14 protein-coding genes are annotated in these 17,028 nt (G+C 70.8%); 4 read left to right on the top strand and 10 right to left on the bottom strand.

Going from position 1 to position 17,028, the window contains the following annotated elements; translation table 11 throughout:
* Positions 1-105 precede the first annotated feature (105 nt).
* Complete coding sequence (locus ELQ90_RS04155; protein WP_128493968.1) at positions 106-1,290, bottom strand: lactonase family protein; 1,185 nt, start codon at positions 1,288-1,290, stop codon at positions 106-108.
* Between the two features lie 38 nt (positions 1,291-1,328).
* Between ELQ90_RS04155 and ELQ90_RS04150 the strand changes: the two genes are divergently transcribed.
* On the top strand, positions 1,329-1,937 hold the full coding sequence (locus tag ELQ90_RS04150) for a maleylpyruvate isomerase family mycothiol-dependent enzyme (RefSeq protein WP_128493967.1): 609 nt from the start codon (positions 1,329-1,331) through the stop codon (positions 1,935-1,937).
* 57 nt (positions 1,938-1,994) lie between these two features.
* Here ELQ90_RS04150 and ELQ90_RS04145 read toward each other — a convergent pair whose 3' ends face one another.
* From ELQ90_RS04145 to ELQ90_RS16540, 9 genes are all read right to left on the bottom strand, one after another.
* Entirely contained in the window at positions 1,995-3,281 is a 1,287-nt protein-coding gene (locus ELQ90_RS04145; RefSeq protein ID WP_128493966.1) for an adenylosuccinate synthase, read from the bottom strand.
* A 57-nt stretch (positions 3,282-3,338) separates the two neighbouring features.
* On the bottom strand, positions 3,339-3,821 hold the full coding sequence (locus ELQ90_RS04140) for a DUF3151 domain-containing protein (RefSeq protein ID WP_128493965.1): 483 nt from the start codon (positions 3,819-3,821) through the stop codon (positions 3,339-3,341).
* A 119-nt stretch (positions 3,822-3,940) separates the two neighbouring features.
* A complete protein-coding gene (locus ELQ90_RS04135) occupies positions 3,941-4,894 on the bottom strand; it encodes an ABC transporter substrate-binding protein (RefSeq protein ID WP_128493964.1) in 954 nt (317 codons plus the stop codon).
* A gap of 10 nt (positions 4,895-4,904) precedes the next feature.
* The gene (locus tag ELQ90_RS04130; RefSeq protein ID WP_128493963.1) at positions 4,905-5,720 is read right to left on the bottom strand and encodes an ABC transporter permease; all 816 of its coding nucleotides are present in this window, start codon (positions 5,718-5,720) and stop codon (positions 4,905-4,907) included.
* Positions 5,717-6,388, bottom strand: a complete 672-nt coding sequence (locus tag ELQ90_RS04125; protein ID WP_128493962.1) for an ABC transporter permease — start codon at positions 6,386-6,388, stop codon at positions 5,717-5,719. Before ELQ90_RS04125 ends, ELQ90_RS04130 begins: the two co-directional genes overlap by 4 nt.
* Entirely contained in the window at positions 6,385-7,251 is an 867-nt protein-coding gene (locus tag ELQ90_RS04120) for an ABC transporter ATP-binding protein (protein ID WP_128493961.1), read from the bottom strand. The genes ELQ90_RS04125 and ELQ90_RS04120 overlap by 4 nt, the downstream gene beginning before the upstream one ends.
* Before the next feature lie 137 nt (positions 7,252-7,388).
* Positions 7,389-8,036 (bottom strand): TrmH family RNA methyltransferase, encoded by a 648-nt coding sequence (locus ELQ90_RS04115; protein ID WP_128493960.1) that lies wholly within the window; start codon positions 8,034-8,036, stop codon positions 7,389-7,391.
* A 57-nt stretch (positions 8,037-8,093) separates the two neighbouring features.
* Positions 8,094-8,873, bottom strand: a complete 780-nt coding sequence (locus tag ELQ90_RS04110; RefSeq protein WP_128493959.1) for a hypothetical protein — start codon at positions 8,871-8,873, stop codon at positions 8,094-8,096.
* On the bottom strand, positions 8,866-9,771 hold the full coding sequence (locus ELQ90_RS16540; RefSeq protein ID WP_166408819.1) for a hypothetical protein: 906 nt from the start codon (positions 9,769-9,771) through the stop codon (positions 8,866-8,868). Before ELQ90_RS16540 ends, ELQ90_RS04110 begins: the two co-directional genes overlap by 8 nt.
* Before the next feature lie 125 nt (positions 9,772-9,896).
* On the opposite strand from ELQ90_RS16540, the gene ELQ90_RS04095 reads away from it, so the two are divergent.
* The 3 genes from ELQ90_RS04095 (at position 9,897) to ELQ90_RS04085 (ending at position 17,028) form a co-directional block, all read left to right on the top strand.
* Positions 9,897-11,018: a hypothetical protein gene (locus ELQ90_RS04095; RefSeq protein ID WP_128493956.1), complete on the top strand. Its 1,122-nt coding sequence runs from the start codon at positions 9,897-9,899 to the stop codon at positions 11,016-11,018.
* Between the two features lie 64 nt (positions 11,019-11,082).
* Entirely contained in the window at positions 11,083-15,414 is a 4,332-nt protein-coding gene (locus tag ELQ90_RS04090; RefSeq protein ID WP_128493955.1) for an FtsK/SpoIIIE domain-containing protein, read from the top strand.
* Positions 15,415-15,582: 168 nt separating this feature from the next.
* Positions 15,583-17,028 carry an MFS transporter gene (locus tag ELQ90_RS04085; RefSeq protein ID WP_128493954.1) on the top strand — a complete coding sequence of 482 codons (1,446 nt, stop codon included), beginning with the start codon at positions 15,583-15,585 and terminating at the stop codon, positions 17,026-17,028.

Below are 17,028 nucleotides of genomic sequence, written 5' to 3'. Positions count from 1 at the left end.
CGGTTCGCGCCCCTGGCGGGAACCGACGTGTGGGCGACACCGAGGGCGAATCAGTCTGCCACCACCCATGTGGCGACGGCCGGGGCGTGCGGCCGCCGCCCGCGGTCATTCCGTCGCCGGCGCGGCAGTCGCGCGCTCTCCTGTCGCGCCTCCCGCTACAGACGCGGGCGTGAGGCACGTCGGCGAGCCGACCTCCACGCGTCCCACGCGGCGGGCCGGGACGCCCGTCCTCTCGTCGATCTCGAATGAGTCGATCGTTCCCGACCCCTGATTCGCGACGTGCAGGACGCCGCCGTCCTCGGCGTGGTGGCGAGGCACGGCTCCTCCGCTGTCGACGTCGCCGACGGCACGGAGCTCGCTCCCGTCGCCTCGGATCTGCAGCGTCGAGATCCGGTCGCTGCCGCGCACGCTCGTGTGCAGGTGCTCGCGCGATCCGACGACCGTGAGCTCGGCGGCCGAGTCGCCGTCCTGCGCTCCGTCCGAGGTCGCCTCGACGCCGGCGACCACCGAGAAGCGGCCGTCGTGGCCGGCCCGCAGCGTGAAGACCTCGATCGAGTACTCGGTCACCACATGCAGGTGTCCGCTCTCGTGCCATGCGAGGTGACGCGGGCCCACTCCGCGCGGCAGGGTCACCTCATGGTCGAGGACGAGGGGCGCCGTCGACGATGAGCCGCGGCGCCAGAACCGAACGAGGTCGAAGCCGAGGTCCGTCGTCGCGAGGCGACCGTCGGAGAGCCAGCGCGACGTGTGAGCGCGCGACTGCCGAGGGTCGACGTCGGTCGACGCTGGCTCGGTCGGGTCGGTCGCGGAGTCCGGAAGCAGCAGTCCACCGCGAGCGAGCGTCGCCGACGTCGGCACGACGTACGGATCGACAGCCGGCGCGAGCTCGACCGGCGTGCGGAAGAGGCTCCCGTCGGGCGCGAGCGCGAGCACGACGACACGGCCGTCGCCGTAGCACGACGCGATGAGCGCGTCACCGCGGGAGGCCACAGTGAGGTGGCACACGATCCCACCCACCTCGACGGGATCGCCGAGAGGCGTGAGCGTGCCGTCCGGCGATGCACGGAACGCCACGACGAAGCCGGAGAACTCCTCGGCAGCGTAGACGACGGGGAGGGTCGGGTGCTGCACGACCCACGACGGCGAGTCCGCCTCGACGTCAGCGATGGGCACGAGTCCGCCGGACTCCTCACGACCGAGCGCTCGGACCCCGACGCCGGTGCCGTCGCCGGCCCCGTCCGCCCCGGGGGTGTAGCTGCCGAGCCAGAAGGCCACCGCGTCGTCGTCCATCTCTTCAGTGTGCCAGCCCGCCGTGCCAGCATGGTGCCATGGTGAGCATCGATCGCTTCCGGGCAGCGTCAGCCCTCTTCGTCCAGGTCGTCGAGTCGGTGCCGCCGGAGGCATGGTCGAGCCCCGGTCTCGGAACGTGGGACGTCCGCGGTCTCGTCGGTCACACCGCACGAGCGCTCATCACAGTGAGCGAATACCTGGGACTCGACGAACCGGGCTCCGTCTCGATCGACACGGCGGCCGACTACTACGGCACGCTCTACCTCGTGTACACCAATCCGGAGGCGATCCAGCGCCGAGGTGTCGAGGTCGGGGAGTCGCTCGGCGACGATCCTGTCGCCCGCGTCCGCTTACTCCGCGACCGCGCGATCGCACTCGTCGAAGCGCAGCCGCCCGGCCGCGTCGTCTCGATCGGAGGGCTCGGCATTCTGCTCGAGGAGTACCTGCACACGCGCGTGTTCGAGCTCGTCGTGCACTCCATGGACATCGGCAGGGCGCTCGGCGTCCCGGTCACCGTTCCCGCCGATCTCGTTGAGGCCACGGCGACTCTCGCCGCCGGCATCGCCGCCCGCACCGGCAAGGGCGAGCAGCTCCTCATGGCCCTCACGGGACGCGCCGCGCTCCCCCCGGACTTCTCCGTCGTCTGACCCCATTAATTCGGCGATGGTGCGCGCGATTACGCGCACCATCGCCGAATTGATGTACTAGGGGAGGAGATTGTGTCGGACGACGACCTCGTCGCGGCCGGGCCCCACACCGATGACGGAGATCCGCGAGCCGCTCATCGACTCGAGCGCGAGGACGTAGTCCTGCGCGTTCTTCGGAAGCGACTCGAACGTCCGGCAACCGGTGATGTCCTGCTTCCAGCCCGGGAACTCCTCGTAGATGGGCTTCGCGTGGTGGAAGTCGGACTGCGAGACCGGGATCTCCTCGACCCGCACGCCGTCGACCTCGTAGGCGACGCAGACGGGGATGGTGTCGAGGTCATCGAGCACGTCGAGCTTCGTGAGCACGAAGTCGGTCACGCCGTTGATGCGCGCGGCGTACCGCGCGATGGGAGCGTCGTACCAGCCCACGCGGCGAGGACGCCCCGTCGTCGTGCCGAACTCGAAGCCCGTCGCGCGGAGGTAATCACCCGACTCGTCGAAGAGCTCGGTGGGGAACGGTCCCGCGCCGACGCGCGTCGTGTACGCCTTGACGATGCCGATCACGCGGTCGATTCGGTTGGGCGCGACGCCCGACCCGGTCGACGCCCCACCGGAGGTCGCGTTCGACGACGTGACGAAGGGGTACGTCCCGTGGTCGACGTCGAGCATCGTCGCCTGGCCGCCCTCGAAGAGGACGATCTCGTCGCGCTCGAGCGCCTCGTGGAGCTCGAGCGCCGTGTCCGCCACCATCGGTCGGAGCCGCTCCACGTAGGAGAGCAGGTCGTCGACGATCTCGTCGACGGCGATCGCGCGACGGTTGTAGATCTTGACGAGCATGTGGTTCTTGACGTCGAGCGCGCCCTCGACCTTCTGCCGCAGGATGTTCTCGTCGAAGAGGTCCTGCACGCGGATGCCGACGCGGTTGATCTTGTCGGCGTAGGCCGGGCCGATGCCGCGACCGGTCGTACCGATCTGGCGCTTGCCGAGGAAGCGCTCCGTGACCTTGTCGATCGTGCGGTGATAGTGCGTGATGATGTGCGCGTTCGCGCTCACCCGGAGCCGGGACACATCGACGCCGCGGGCCGTGAGTGCCTCGAGCTCGTGGAAGAGCACTTCGAGGTCGACGACGACACCGTTCGCGATCACCGGGGTGACGCCCGGAGTGAGGATTCCGGACGGCAGGAGGTGCAGCGCGTACTTCTCGTTGCCGACGACCACGGTGTGGCCGGCGTTGTTGCCGCCGTTGAACTTCACGACGTAGTCGATGCGACTTCCGAGGAGGTCCGTCGCCTTGCCTTTTCCTTCGTCGCCCCACTGGGCGCCGACGATCACGATTCCCGGCATGCTCGATGCCCTTTCCTTCGGCCGAGCGGGTGCTCGGTCAGTTCAGTGCGCGGCCGGTCAGTCCAGGCCGCGGATGACGAACGCCTCGGTGGAGGGCGACGGGTCGTCACGGTTCTCACCCAGCGACTCGATCCGCGCGACGGCCGTCTCGTCGGCGCCGCGGAGGAACTCGTCGAGGCGCGTCACCTCGTCCGTCTCGCCGATCGCCGCCGCCGCCTTGCGCAGGGCGTAGAGCGAACGGAGGACCCCGCGGTTCGGCTCGTGCGACCACGGGATAGGACCCTGTCCGCGCCAACCGGCCTTGCGGAGGGCGTCGAGTCCACGGTGGTAGCCGACCCGCGCGTACGCGTACGCCTGCAGGGCCGACGCGGGGTGGAAGCTGTGCTCCGCCAGCAGGGCCCACGCGAGCGAGGAGGTCGGATGAGCGCGGACGACCGCTTCGATGTCGTCGATCGTGGTCGCCGACGCGAGCGCCGCGACGACCTCCGGTTCAGCGGGGAGCCGCGTCTCGGGGGTCCCCAGCAGGTCGTGTCCAGTCACATGTTCCAGCCTACCGCTCGTGCCTCCGCATCACATCCGAGGTCGTGCCGCGAGGGCTACAGATGCGACTCGAGGGCGCCAGGTGCACCTGGCGCCCTCGAGCGGGTGTAGCACTTTGGTTACTGGAAGAGGTCCTTCTCGGCCAGCCAGTCGGTCGCGAGAGCGCCGGGCGAGGCCTTCTCGTCCCCCTGGTTGCGACCGTTGAGCTCGATGAGGTCCTCGGTCGTCAGTTCGGCTGACACGCTGTTGAGGATCTCGGCGACCTCGTCCGTGGCGGCGTCGGACGCGATGAGCGGGACCACGTTCTGCGGGAGGATCATGTTCTCCGGGTCCTCGAGCGTCACGAGATCGTTGTCCGCGATCGCCGGTGTCGTCGTGTAGATGTTGGCGATGTTGACGGTGCCGTCGAGGAGCGCCTGGACCGTGAGAGGTCCGCCCGAGTCGCTGATCGGCTCGAACTGGACGTTCGAGGGCGAGACGCCGTAGATCTCCTGCAGGCCGATGGGGCCGTAAGGGCGCTCGGCGAGCTCCGGGTTACCGCCGATGATGAGCGGCCCCTCGACCGTGACCAGGTCGGCGAGGCTCGTGAGACCGTACTGGTCGGCGAACTCCTTCGTGACGTTGTAACTGTCCTTGTCCTCGGCCTCGGCCTGGTCGAGGACCTCGTAGCCCTCGGGAAGGGCCTCGCCGAGCGCCGTGTAGACCTCGTCGCTCGTGACGGCCTCGCTCTGGTCGTCGTAGAACTGCAGGAGGTTGCCGGTGTAGTCGGGGACGAGGTCGATCGACCCGTCCTCGAGAGCGGCGACGTAGGCGTCGCGCTGGCCGATCTGCATCGTGCGCTCGACCGTGTAGTCGTTCGCCTCGAGGGCCTGGGCGTAGATCTCGGCGATGATCTCGGACTCGGCGAAACCGGCCGATCCGACCGCGATCGTCCGCGGGTCGTCGGAGCCCGCCTCGTCTCCACCGCCACCGCCGCCCGTGATGGGGTCGGAGCTGGAGCACGCGGCGAGCGTGAGCGCCGCGCCGGCTGCGAGCAGCCCGATCGTCAGTCGCTTGCGTCGATTCGTGAACATGGGACTTCCTTTACTGTGTGGGGTGAGAGGACGTGGGGGCGGCCGGGACGGGGTCCGGCCGGTCACCGGGCGGGCCCGGTGGAGCATCGCCGTCGAGCGAGCCGGCCGCGAGCTGTATGCGCTCGGCGCGACCGATGCCGCCGCGAGCGGCGGACGATCCCTGCAGGATCCGCACCCCGCGCGGGACGGCGAGCCGCTGGAGGAGCGCGAAGACGCCTTCGAGGACGAGGGCGAGCAGGGTGACGAGGATGGCGCCGGCGAACACCGGCTCGAAGCGGCGCAATGTCAGGTAGTCGAAGATGTAGCGCCCGAGCCCGCCGATCGGCAGGTAGGCCGCGATGGTCGCCGTGGCGACGACCTGCAGGACGGCCGAGCGCAGCCCGCCGACGATGATGGGGAGACCGAGCGGGATCTCCACGCGCGTGAGGATCTGCCACTCCGTCATGCCCATGGCGCGGGCGGCGTCGATCGTGCTGCGGTCGACGGACTCGACTCCCGCGTACGCGCCGGCGAGCAGCGGCGGGATCGCGAGGACGACGAGGACGATGATGACCGGCCCGAGTCCGATGCCGAGCCACAGCGCGAAGAGCACGAGGAGACCGAGCGTCGGCAGCGCCCGAAGCGCGCCCGTCGTGCTCACGACGAGGAACGACAGTCGACCGGTGTGCCCGATGTAGAGACCGAGCGACACCGCGATGAGCGCCGCGACGAGGACGGCGATTCCCGTGATACCGAGATGCTCGAGGAGACGGACGGGGATGCCGCGCGAACCCGACCAGTTGACCGGATCCGTGAGCCACGCGAGGGCGCCGAGGAGGGAGTTCACGCGACCGCCCGTCGTCCACGTCGTGCGCTCGGACGTGCGTCGCGAGCCCACGGCAGCAGCACGCGCCCGATGAGGACGAGGAACAGGTCGAACACGACGGCGATCACGATGACGCCGACGATCCCCGTGAGGATCTCCGTCGGGAACCGGCGGTTGAGCCCGTTGAGAAAGAAGTATCCGAGGCTCGAGACGCCGATGAGCGATCCGATCGACACGAGACTGACCGTGCTCGCCGAGACGACGCGTAGTCCCGACAGCAACACCGGCCCGGCGAGCGGAAGCTCGACGACGAAGAAGCGGCGGATGGGACCGTAACCCACGGCGACCGACGACTGCCGCACGTCGTTCGAGACGGCGTCGAACGCGTCGGCGGCGGTGCGCGCGAGCAGGGCGACGGCGTAGATCGTCATACCGACGATGACGTTGATCGGATCGAGGATGCGGGTGCCGAGGACGACCGGGAGGGACAGGAAGAGCGCGATGCCGGGGATCGTGTAGAGCAAACCGCTGACCGTGAGGACGATGCCGCGGGACGGACGGTAGCGGTGAGCGAGCCACCCCAGCGGCACGGCGATGAGGAAGCCGAGGATGATGGGCGGCACACTCAACGCGACGTGGTCGAGGGTGAGCCGCCAGATCTGCTCGAGATTGGCGAGGACCCACGTCATGACGATGCAGCCCCGTGGGAGCTGGCGATGCCGGGTTCGTCGCGCAGGATCCCGACGACGCGGCCCGTGCCGTCGACGAGCACACGCTCGCCGCGCGCGAGGTCGCCGTGCTCGGCGTCGACGTGAAGGGACCTCTTGCCGCGATCGGCTCCGATGAAGCTCGCGACGAACTCGTCCGCCGGGTTCGCGAGGATCTCCGCCGGGGTGCCCGCTTGCGCGATCACGCCGCCCGTGCGGAGGATGACGACCTGGTCGCCGAGGAGGAACGCCTCGTCGATGTCGTGCGTGACGAAGACGACGGTCTTCGAGAGCTCGCGCTGAATGCGCAGCAGTTCCTGCTGCAGTTCGTCGCGGACGAGCGGATCGACGGCGCCGAACGGCTCGTCCATGAGCAGGATGTTCGGGTCGACGGCGAGACCGCGCGCGACCCCGACGCGCTGCTGCTGGCCGCCCGAGAGCTGAGCGGGGTAGCGCTTCGCAAGGCCGCGGTCGAGCCCCACCGTGTCGAGGAGGCGGAGTGCCTGCTCGTGCGCGACGGACTTCTTGACGCCCTCGAGAATCGGGACCGTCGCGACGTTGTCGATCACCGTGCGGTGCGGGAGGAGCCCCGAGTTCTGCATGACGTAGCCGATGCGACGACGGAGCTTCACGGGCTCGAGGCCCGCGACGTCTTCGTCGTCGATGAGGATGCGGCCACCCGTCGGGTCGACCATGCGGTTGATCATGCGCAAGAGTGTGGTCTTGCCGCTGCCAGACGACCCCACGAGAACCGTGGTGGATCGGGACGGGATCGTGAGCGAGAAGTCGTCGACGGCCACGGAGCCGTCGGGGAATCTCTTAGAGACACCTTCGAAGGTGATCATGCGTACCGGGCTCCCCTCGTGTGGATCGACGTCCGGTTGTCTGTTGAGAGTAGGCGCTACCCCCGACACGGCGCCACGGGTCGTGTCAGGTGCCGTAACCTCCGCCACGTGCTTGGCATTCCACGTTCGGTGCTGTATTACGACCGGATTGCGTGAGTCCGGACCCACTCGTGCATGACGATCGCCGCTGCGGCGGACGCGTTGATGGACCGCGTCGACCCGAACTGGCGGATCTCGACGACGCGCTCGGACGCCGCGATGGCCTCGGCGGAGAGCCCGGGGCCTTCCTGCCCGAAGAGCAGGACGCACCGCTCGGGGAGCGGCTCCTCGTCGATCGGGCGTGAACCCGGGACGTTGTCGACGCCGATGATCGGGATGCCGCGCTCGGCGGCCCACGCGACGAGATCGGACACGTCGGCGTGGTGGAGGACGTGCTGGTACCGGTCCGTGACCATCGCCCCGCGCTTGTTCCACCGCCGACGCCCCACGATGTGCACGGTCTCGGCGAGGAACGCGTTCGCGCTCCGCACGATCGAGCCGATGTTCATGTCGTGCTGCCAGTTCTCGATCGCGACGTGGAACGGGTGCCGCCGCGCATCGAGATCCGCGACGATCGCGTCCATCGACCAGTACCGGTAGCGGTCGATGACGTTGCGGGAGTCGCCGTCCTCGAGGAGTTCCGGGTCGAAACGCGGGTCGTCCGGCCGGTCGCCCTGCCAGGGTCCGACGCCGTGCGTCGTGAGCTCCGGGCTCGGGTTCGCGTCGTCGACCGGCTTCTGCTCCACGACCTCAGCTTAGGACGCAGCGGTGAGGCCGGGACCCCGGCTCCGGTGCCGCGGGAGCTAGGCGCAGGGGATCAGGGCGTCCGTCGGCTCGGGGACCTCCGGCGTCTCGCCCCAGGTGAAGGTGACCTCGGCGTCGCCGCGGGGGTCCGCCGCGACGAGCCGGAGGGGAACGGCGGGACCCGTCGTCGCGACGACGAGGGAACCGATGGGCGATCCGGCGGATCCGATGACGAACTCGACGGAATCGGTGACGGCCTCGGGATCCGTCGCGGGCTCGAGGGTCACGCCGGCGGCCTCGCCGGCGGCCTCGCCGAGCATCGATTCGAGGAGGTCTGACGGGGAGAGAGCGGGGGCCCACGCGGTGACGCGCGGGTCGTCCGCGGCGACGCACACGAGACCATCGGAGGCCTCGGGGATACCGAGCAGCGCGGCGAACGGCGGGTTCCCCGTGAGGTAGGCGCGACCGTCGACGACGACGGCGGTGACGGCGACGTCCGCCGCCGCGATGTCGGCGCGGAAGCGCGACTCTGTGCCGGTGAGCGAGACCTGCAGGCGGCGCGTCGGACCGCCGCTGTCCTCGTCGGGCCGCTCCTGGAACGAGCCGACGGCCGTCACGGCGCCCGCATCGTCCATCCCGGAGAGGACCGCGTCGAGGGCGTCCTGACCGGACAGGTACTCGACGCCGTTGCGGTCGACGTCCGTGACGTCGACCTGCGAGAGGTCGACGTTCGTCGGGGTCGGCGCCGGGGTGGGTTCCGCCGCCGCTGTGCAGCCCGAGAGCCCGAGAGACGCAGCGAGGACGAACGCGGTGACGCTCAGGAGACGCCGATCACTCATCGGCGTCGGTCATGCACACGCTCGCGGCCCCCTGCTCGTCGAGCGCCTCCGCCGCGAGCGAGACGTCCCCGTCGAGGCTCGACGCGCGGACCACGAAGCACGACGCGTCGTCGTAGTACCCGAACGCGCGCGGCATCCAGATGTCGCGGCCGCGCACTGCTTGCGAGACGTCGAGGACGTCGGTGCCGTCGGTGCCGTCGCTCACGACGAAGACGTCGTACGGCACGTCCGGACCGTTCCACGACAGGGCGACACCGCCACTGCCCGCCGTGATGTCGAGTCCCGTCACGCGCGGCGGGCCCTCCGCGAGGGCCGTCATGATGATGAGCGTCACCGCGACACCCACGGCGATGAGCGTCGTGATCATCGAGACGATGAACGCGGGGTGCTTCCAGAGCTTGCGCGGGGCCGGAGGCGCCTCGGTGATCTCGGGCAGGACCGTCGCGCCCGAGACGAGGCCGCGCTTCACGGGCGCCGCAGCACCGACGGTGTCGGCGGACAACGCCGGTTGCCCCGGTTCCCAGCCGAGCCGCACGCCCGCGGCATCCGAGGTCGGCGGGCTCGACGGTGACGGCGGCGCCGCGGGAGCTCCCGCCGGAACGGCGGGTTGCCGCTCCGCGGCGGCCGCGACGGCAGGACCCGGCGAGGACGAACCACTCGGGGCGGAGAGCGTCGACGGGTGATCGGGCGACGGCGCCCACGTGGCCTCGGCCGCCGGGGGGATCGCCGATGCCGAGACGACGACCTCGCGCTCCGGGTCCCACCCGATCGTGTCGCCGTCGACGGCGGCCCCCGCGGACACCCCGGACGCAGCCTGCGACGAGTCGGGCGGTGACGTGTCGCCCGAGCCCCGGGCGTTCCGGCGGTCCCGGCGGAACGACGACGCGGTGCTGTCCATGCATCCCCTCGGCCGACGGGCGGCGACCTCGTGGTCGGCCATGACTGTCCCGGTCGGACGGCACGACCTAGCATAGTGGCGACGGCCCCGCTTACTCGGAGGGGACCGAAGGGGGACAACCGGGCATGAGCGACAGAGCGACGACGCCGACCCGGCGCGTCTCGCGCGCCCGCCGTCGGCTTCCGCTCGTCCTCACCCTCGTCGTCTCGCTCCTCCTCGCCGTCGTCCCGGGAACCGCCCTGGCGGCTCCCGCGATCGCTGCGACGAGCGGCGTGACCGTCGTCGACATCCCCTACCGGTCGACCGCCGACGTCGCGCCAGCCCAGGGCTGGACGATCGCCGATTGCGGCGCGATCACGGCCCCCGCCGGCATCGGGGTCGCGTGCGAACCGTCGAAGCTCACCTTCTCGGCTCCCGACTACGACCCGGAGCTCCCGCGCCAGGACGTCGCGGTGACCCTCACGACCGGCACGACGACCCTCGCCGTCGTCTACAGCGTGGGACTCGCCCCGCCGGAGCCGCCGGCGCTCGCGTCGACCGTGTACCCCGTGCCCTTCGCGCAGGGTTCCCGCGTCCTCGTCCCGCTCTCCGACCTGCGCGTCGCGTGCACCCTGTGCTCCGCCGAGGGCGAGACGCGCATCGAGGCCGTCGGCGTCTCCCCGCGACGCGCCGGGACGCTCGGCGTGACGTCGACGCACCTCGAGCTCGCCGCAGCTCCGGACTTCACGGGCGAGGCCGAGCTGAACGTGCGCGTCATGGACGACCTCGGGCACCCCTCGGAGACGGCGACGCTCACCGTCTCCGTGTACCCGACGGGACCGTCCACGCTCCTCGCACAGCACACGGTCGTCGAGGCGGAACGGGACGGCTCGACGACGATCGATCTCGCGTCCCTCGTCGCGTCGAGCGATCCCGACGAGACACCGATCGTCACCGGTTGCGGTGCCGCCGTCCGCGGCACCGCGGTCTGCGCGGGCGAGGGCACGGCGGAGTTCCGCGCGAGCGACGCACCCGTCGACCAGTTCTCGTTCACGGTCGTGACGGAGGACGGCGAGCACGCCGTGGGGAGCGTGACCGTCGTCGCCGCAGGCCTGGCCGACGCCCCGCTGCCTGGTCCTCTCACCGCGGACGCCGCTCCGGAATCACGCGTGATCGTGCCGTCCCGGATCCCCGTCGAGGACCCGCCGGCCCCCGAGCCGAGCCCCTTCGACGCGCTCATCGGGCTGCTCGACAGGGCGAGCGGATGACACGCAACGCCGCGATCCCTCTCCTCTTCGCCCTCGCCACCCCCACGGATGGAGCACCCTCCTCATGGCCCTTCGACTGAGCGTTCGGAACCCGCACTCCGGGACGGCGGGATCGTGGCTCCTCAAGGTCGACGAGTCGACGACCGTCGCCGAGATCGCCGAGTCCCTCAAGGTCGCGCCCGGCGAGCTCGTGCAGGCGTCGCCCGACGCGTCGCTCGCCGAGGCCGGCGTGCTGAACGGCGCCGTCCTCACGGGGACGGCGCTCCCCCAGGCCGACGCGCGCGACCTGCCGGCCGGGTGGCCGCGGCTCGAGGTCGTCGGCGGTCCGTTCGCGGGCGAGACGATCGCCTTGACCCCCGGGGTCCCGGTCTCGATCGGCAACGGGGCGACGGCCGACGTGAGGATCGCGGACCCCTGGCTCGGAGAGCGCGATGCCGTCATCACCCTCGACGCCGGCGACGAGAACCGGCGCGGCGCGCTCCTCGCGACGCTCACGACCTCGGCTCCCGTCTGGGTCAACGGCGAGGAACGGTCCGGCTCCGTCACGCTCGTCCCCGCCGACCTCGTGCAGCTCGGCAGCGGGCTCTTCCGCATCGGTGTCGGCCCGGCATCCGACGCCGACATCGCCCCGGACGGCCGGGGCATGCGCGCGTTCAACCGGCCGTCGCGCATCCAGCCGCAGCGGCCGCAGCCGATCGTCCAACTGCCCGGGGACAAGCCGGAGGAGACCGACGCCTCTCCCCTCCCGTGGCTCTCCGCGGTCATCCCCGTGATCCTCGGCGTCACGATGGCCGTGCTGTTCCAGCGGCCCGTCATGCTGCTCATGGCCGCGGCGTCGCCCGTCATGGTGATCGGCTCCTTCCTCACCAACCGCCGGCTGCAGAAGCGGAAGGGCGAACGCACCGAGGCGCAGTGGGTCCAGGACGTCAAGGACACGAAGACGCGGATCGAGACGCTCGTGAAGGACCAGCGCCTCGACTCCTGGTACCGGCGGCCCGACCCCGTGGTCGTCCGCGACATCGTCAACCGCCCCCTGTCCCGGTTGTGGGAGCGGCGCATCGCGGACCCCGACGCGCTCGAGGTGCGCATCGGCGTGACGGAGGTGGACCTCGACGTGCGCTTCGAGGGCGGCTCCCAGAAGGACCGCACGACGGAGCGCCGCGTCGGGGTCTCGCCCGCTCCCGTCGTCGCCGATCTCAAGGCCGGGGTCGTCGGTATCGCGGGACCGGACGACGTCACGCGCAGTACCCTCCGCGCGATGCTCACGTCGCTCGCGGCCCTCCGCTCCCCGCGCGACCTCCAGCTCGTGGTGCTGTGCGACGGCGACAGCGCGTCCGAGTGGGGCTGGGCGCAATGGCTCCCCCACCTCCAACTCGGGGAGAGCGTCGTCTCACTCATCGGCAACACCGACGACACGCGCCGGGAGCGCCTCCGCGAGGTCACCGCGATGCTCGAGGCGCGGATGCGTGCCGGGACCCGCGGCGCGTTCGACTCCCACGTCGTCGTCGTGATCGACGGCGCTCGCCGCTACCGCATGCTGCCCGGCATGGTCCAGCTGCTCGCATCCGGGTCGGCGTACGGCATCCACGTCGTCGCGATCGACTCCGACCGCTCGCGGCTCCCCGAGGAGTGCGCGACGGTCGTCGCGGTCGATCCCGGCGACCACACGCTCGCCCGCCTCGAGACCGACGACGTGTACTACCCGAGCGTCCTCCTCGACGGCGTCTCGCTCTCCTCGGCGGAGACGATCGCCCGGAACCTGTGCTCGATCGTGCACGTCAGCGGAGCGGGCGACGAAGGACTCCTCCCGACGAGCGTCCGCTACACGGAACTCCTCGGCGTCGACCTCGACGACCCGAGCGTGCTCGTGAACCGCTGGCGAATCGCGCCGCGTCAGACCTACGTCGTCGTCGGCGCCGGCGCCGAGGGCGAGTTCGCGCTCGACATCGTGCAGGACGGTCCGCACGCCCTCGTCGCGGGAACGACGGGGTCGGGCAAGTCGGAGTTCCTGCAGGCGCTCGTCGTGTCGCTCGCCCTCGCGAACCGGCCCGACGCGCTCAACTTCGTCCTCGTCGACTACAAGGGCGGCTCGGCCTTCGCGGACTGCGAGCGCCTCCCGCACACGGTCGGCATGGTCACGAATCTCGACGCGCGCGAGACGGAGCGCGCCCTCGCCTCCCTCGACGCCGAGCTGAAGCGGCGTGAGCGCGTCCTGCGCGATCTCGGCGCGAAGGACATCGACGCCGCGTGGTCGAAGGACGCCGACGCGGCGGCCCGGAACGGCCTCGCCCGCCTCATGATCGTCATCGACGAGTTCGCGGAGCTCAAGACCGAGCTGCCCGACTTCATCAACGGACTCGTGCGCATCGCGCGCGTCGGCCGTTCGCTCGGCGTCAACCTCGTGCTCGCGACGCAGCGGCCGTCTGGCGTCATCACGCCGGAGATGCAGTCGAACATCAACCTGCGCGTCGCGCTCCGCGTGACCGATCGCGGCGATTCGACCGACGTCCTCGGCAGCGGTGAGGCCGCGCTCATCAGCGCGTCGACGCCCGGTCGCGGGTTCGTCCGGACGGGTGCCGGCCTCGCGCCGGTGCCGTTCCAGACCGCTCGTGTCGCGGGTGTCCGGCCCGGCGTGCAGCGCGTCAGGAAGGTGCTGCCGCCGCACGCGGAACTCGATTGGCACACGCTCGGGTTCCCGCCGCGTTTCGCGACCGACGCCTCCGTTCCCTCGGCGATCCTCGACCAGGACGACACCGATCTGCGCGCACTCGTCAACCTCATCGGCGACGCGAGCGCGGCGATGGGCGTGAAGAAGAACCCGTCCCCGTGGCTCGTCCCGCTCCCGACGCAGCTCACGCTCGACCGTTTCACCTCGGAGGCGCGAGCGGACGGCGAGATCGTCCTCGGAACCGAGGACGTCCCGGCGCAGCAGACGCAGCGCACCCTCACGTGGAACGTCGCGACGGACTCGCACCTCATGTTCTTCGGCGGCGCACTCTCCGGGCGCACGACGGCGCTCCGCACCCTGCTCGCGCAAGCGGTGCAGACCTTCACGCCCGCCGACCTGCACCTCTACGTCGCCGACTACGGCAACGGCGCGCTGCTGCCGTTCGCCGACGCCCCCCACGCCGGGGCCGTGGTGACCGCTCTCGAGCAGGGCCGCCTCCCACGCCTCATGTCGCGACTCGTCGAGGAGCTCGGGATCCGGCAGAACACGCTGTCGCGCGCGGGCGTCGGCAACATCGTCGAGCAGCGCCGGCTCGTCGATCCCGCTGAGGCCCTGCCGTTCGCGCTCGTCGTCGTCGACGGCTGGGAACGGCTCGCCTCGACGCTCGGACCCGATGAGCTCGTCTCCTTCCGCGACCAGTTCATGCGGGTGCTGCGCGAGGGGCCGGCCGTCGGCATCCGCGTCGTCGTGACAGCCGACCGGAGCATCTCGGGAGACAAGATCGCGAGCTTCATCGACACGCAATACGTGCTGCCGATGCGCGACGTGAACGACTACCGGTCGGCGGGCATCATGATCCGCGAGGTGCCCCCGAACATGCCGCCCGGCCGTGTGCTGTTCGGAGCGAACGGCACGGAGGCGCAGCTCGCGCTCGTTTCGCGCGATTCGAGCGGCGAGGGGCAGACGGCGACGGTGCGCGCGATCGTCGACCACGTCACGCGTCACTTCGCCGGGTTCCCGGAGCTGGCCGAGCTCCCGCAGCCCTTCCACGTCGACCCGTTGCCCTCGTACGTCCCGCTCTCGTCGGCGTATGCGCTGCCGCGTGCCGTGGGCTCGAGCGCCGAACTCCCCGTCATCGGCGTCGGCGGGGACACGCTCTCGCGCTTCACGCTCGACTGGCCGGGGGACGGCGGCTTCATCGTCCTCGGAGATCGCGGGACGGGACGGTCGTCGGCACTCGCCGCGATCGTGCATCAGCTCGCCTGGTCGTCTGCTCCCGTCGCGGCCGTCGCGACGAAGGCGTCGGTGCTCACGGAGGTCGCGGCGGGGCATTCCGTCCCCGTGCTCTCGGACACGTCGGCCGGCCCCGAAGCGGTCGCGGCGGTGCTCGACACCGTGCCCGACCGCCCCATGACGGTCGTCGTCGACGACGCCGAGGCGCTCCGCGACTCCCCCCTCGAGCACGCGCTCATCGGAGCCAAGCGTGACCTCGTGTTCATCGTCTCGCTCTCGACCGAGTCGGTGTCGAGTGTGTTCGGCGGCCCGTACGTCGAAGCGAAGCGCGCCCGCAGAGGGCTCGTGCTCTCGCCGTCGAACGCGATGACCGGCACGCAGGCGTTCGCGACGCAGATCCCGAAGTTCATGCTCGGCAAGACCGCGGCGGGCGGCGGCGTGCTGTTCCGCGACGGCGTCTACACCCCGGTACAGGTCCCCGACATCCGCGCCTGACCCCCTCCCCCTCCTCAGTCGACGCCGTGCACACGCGTTCGCGCCGGAATCACGTATCGTTGTCGACGCCCGACTTCGAGTCGGGGTGGTCGAACCGCGGCGAGCGCCGCGTCGATCCGGGCTGGAAACCCCGTTGCTCCCCCTCCAGTCCCGATCGAAAGGTCCCCAATGTCCACGCTGCCTGTAGCGACGACCACCAGCCACCGCTGGTGGGTCCTCGTCAGCCTCTCCCTCACCCAGCTCGTCGTCGTTCTCGACGGCACGATCGTGAACGTCGCTCTCCCGCAAGCGCAAGTGAGCCTCGGCCTGACCGACACCGAGCGGCAGTGGGTCGTCACGGCCTACGCGCTCGCGTTCGGCGCGCTCCTGCTGCTCGGCGGTCGCATCGCCGACTACGCCGGCCGCAAGCGCACCTACCTCGTCGGCATGATCGGCTTCGGCCTCGCATCCGCATGGGGCGGCTTCGCCGGCGGCGCCGTCGACCTCATCGCCGCACGCGGACTGCAGGGAATCTTCGCCGCGCTCATGGCGCCCGCGGCCCTCGCGCTCCTCACCGTGACCTTCCCGAGCGGACGCGACCGCAACACCGCCTTCGCCGTCTTCGGGTCGGTCGCCGGTGCGGGAGCGGCCGTCGGTCTCGTGCTCGGCGGGGTCCTCACCGAGTTCGCCGATTGGCGCTGGTGCCTCTGGGTCAACGTGCCTATCGTTATCGTGACCGTCGTCGCCGGCGCCCTCCTGCTACGCGAGAGCCGCGCAGAGGGCGACAACCGCTACGACATCGCCGGCACCCTGACCGTCGCCGCAGGCCTCGCGAGCCTCGTCTACGGCTTCACCCTCGCCGAGAACGGCTGGGCGCGCCTCGACACGATCGGATTCATCGTCGCCGGTGTCCTCCTCCTCGCTCTTTTCGTGTGGATCGAGTCGCGCGTCGCGCAGCCGCTGCTGCCGCTCCGCGTCATCCTGCACCGCGTCCGCGGCGGCGCGTTCCTCATGCAGGCGGTCGCCGGGAGCGTCATGATCGGCGGCACCCTCTACCTCACGTTCCATTTGCAGATCGTGCTCGGATTCTCGCCGCTCCTCGCGGGCCTCGCGTCCCTGCCGCTCACGGTAGCGATCGCGGTCGTCGCTCCCATCGCGACGAAACTGCTCCCCGCCATCGGACCGCGCCCGCTCATGATCGCCGGTCCGCTCGTCGGCGCAGTCGGCCTCCTGCTCCTCAGCCGGATCACGCCGGACGGCGCGTACCTCACGGAGGTCCTGCCCGGGCTCGTCGTTCTCGGCGCCGGTATGGGGATGCTCTTCGTGCCGCTCCAGAACCTCGCGCTCACGGGCGTCGCGCCGCACGACGCGGGAGCCGCGAGCGCCACGGCCAACGCGACGATGCAGATCGGCGGCTCCCTCGGCCTCTCGATCTTCACGACGATCTACGCCGCGGCATCGGGACACGCGACGGGAGCCTCATCGCCCGCCGCGCTCGTCGACGGCTACTCGGCGGCGTTCGTCGCGGCCGCGGTCGGCCTGCTCGTCGCCGCGGTCGTCGCCGTCGTCTTCATCCGTGGCCGCAAGGAGGACCTGCTCCCGAGCGGCGAGCACGTCATGGTGCACGCCGGCTGA

The sequence above is a fragment of the Labedella phragmitis genome (genome assembly GCF_004078635.1).
GTDB lineage: Bacteria > Actinomycetota > Actinomycetes > Actinomycetales > Microbacteriaceae > Labedella > Labedella phragmitis.
This window is presented reverse-complemented; position numbering and strand designations above follow the sequence as displayed.

Bases quoted from the DNA above. Each gene is read 5' to 3' on its own strand.
- ELQ90_RS04155 (WP_128493968.1), bottom strand. From the start codon at position 1,290: ATGGACGACGACGCGGTGGCCTTCTGGCTCGGCAGCTACACCCCCGGG.
- ELQ90_RS04150 (WP_128493967.1), top strand. From the start codon at position 1,329: ATGGTGAGCATCGATCGCTTCCGGGCAGCGTCAGCCCTCTTCGTCCAG.
- ELQ90_RS04145 (WP_128493966.1), bottom strand. From the start codon at position 3,281: ATGCCGGGAATCGTGATCGTCGGCGCCCAGTGGGGCGACGAAGGAAAA.
- ELQ90_RS04135 (WP_128493964.1), bottom strand. From the start codon at position 4,894: ATGTTCACGAATCGACGCAAGCGACTGACGATCGGGCTGCTCGCAGCC.
- ELQ90_RS04125 (WP_128493962.1), bottom strand. From the start codon at position 6,388: ATGACGTGGGTCCTCGCCAATCTCGAGCAGATCTGGCGGCTCACCCTC.
- ELQ90_RS04120 (WP_128493961.1), bottom strand. From the start codon at position 7,251: ATGATCACCTTCGAAGGTGTCTCTAAGAGATTCCCCGACGGCTCCGTG.
- ELQ90_RS04110 (WP_128493959.1), bottom strand. From the start codon at position 8,873: ATGAGTGATCGGCGTCTCCTGAGCGTCACCGCGTTCGTCCTCGCTGCG.
- ELQ90_RS16540 (WP_166408819.1), bottom strand. From the start codon at position 9,771: ATGGACAGCACCGCGTCGTCGTTCCGCCGGGACCGCCGGAACGCCCGG.
- ELQ90_RS04095 (WP_128493956.1), top strand. From the start codon at position 9,897: ATGAGCGACAGAGCGACGACGCCGACCCGGCGCGTCTCGCGCGCCCGC.
- ELQ90_RS04090 (WP_128493955.1), top strand. From the start codon at position 11,083: ATGGCCCTTCGACTGAGCGTTCGGAACCCGCACTCCGGGACGGCGGGA.
- ELQ90_RS04085 (WP_128493954.1), top strand. From the start codon at position 15,583: ATGTCCACGCTGCCTGTAGCGACGACCACCAGCCACCGCTGGTGGGTC.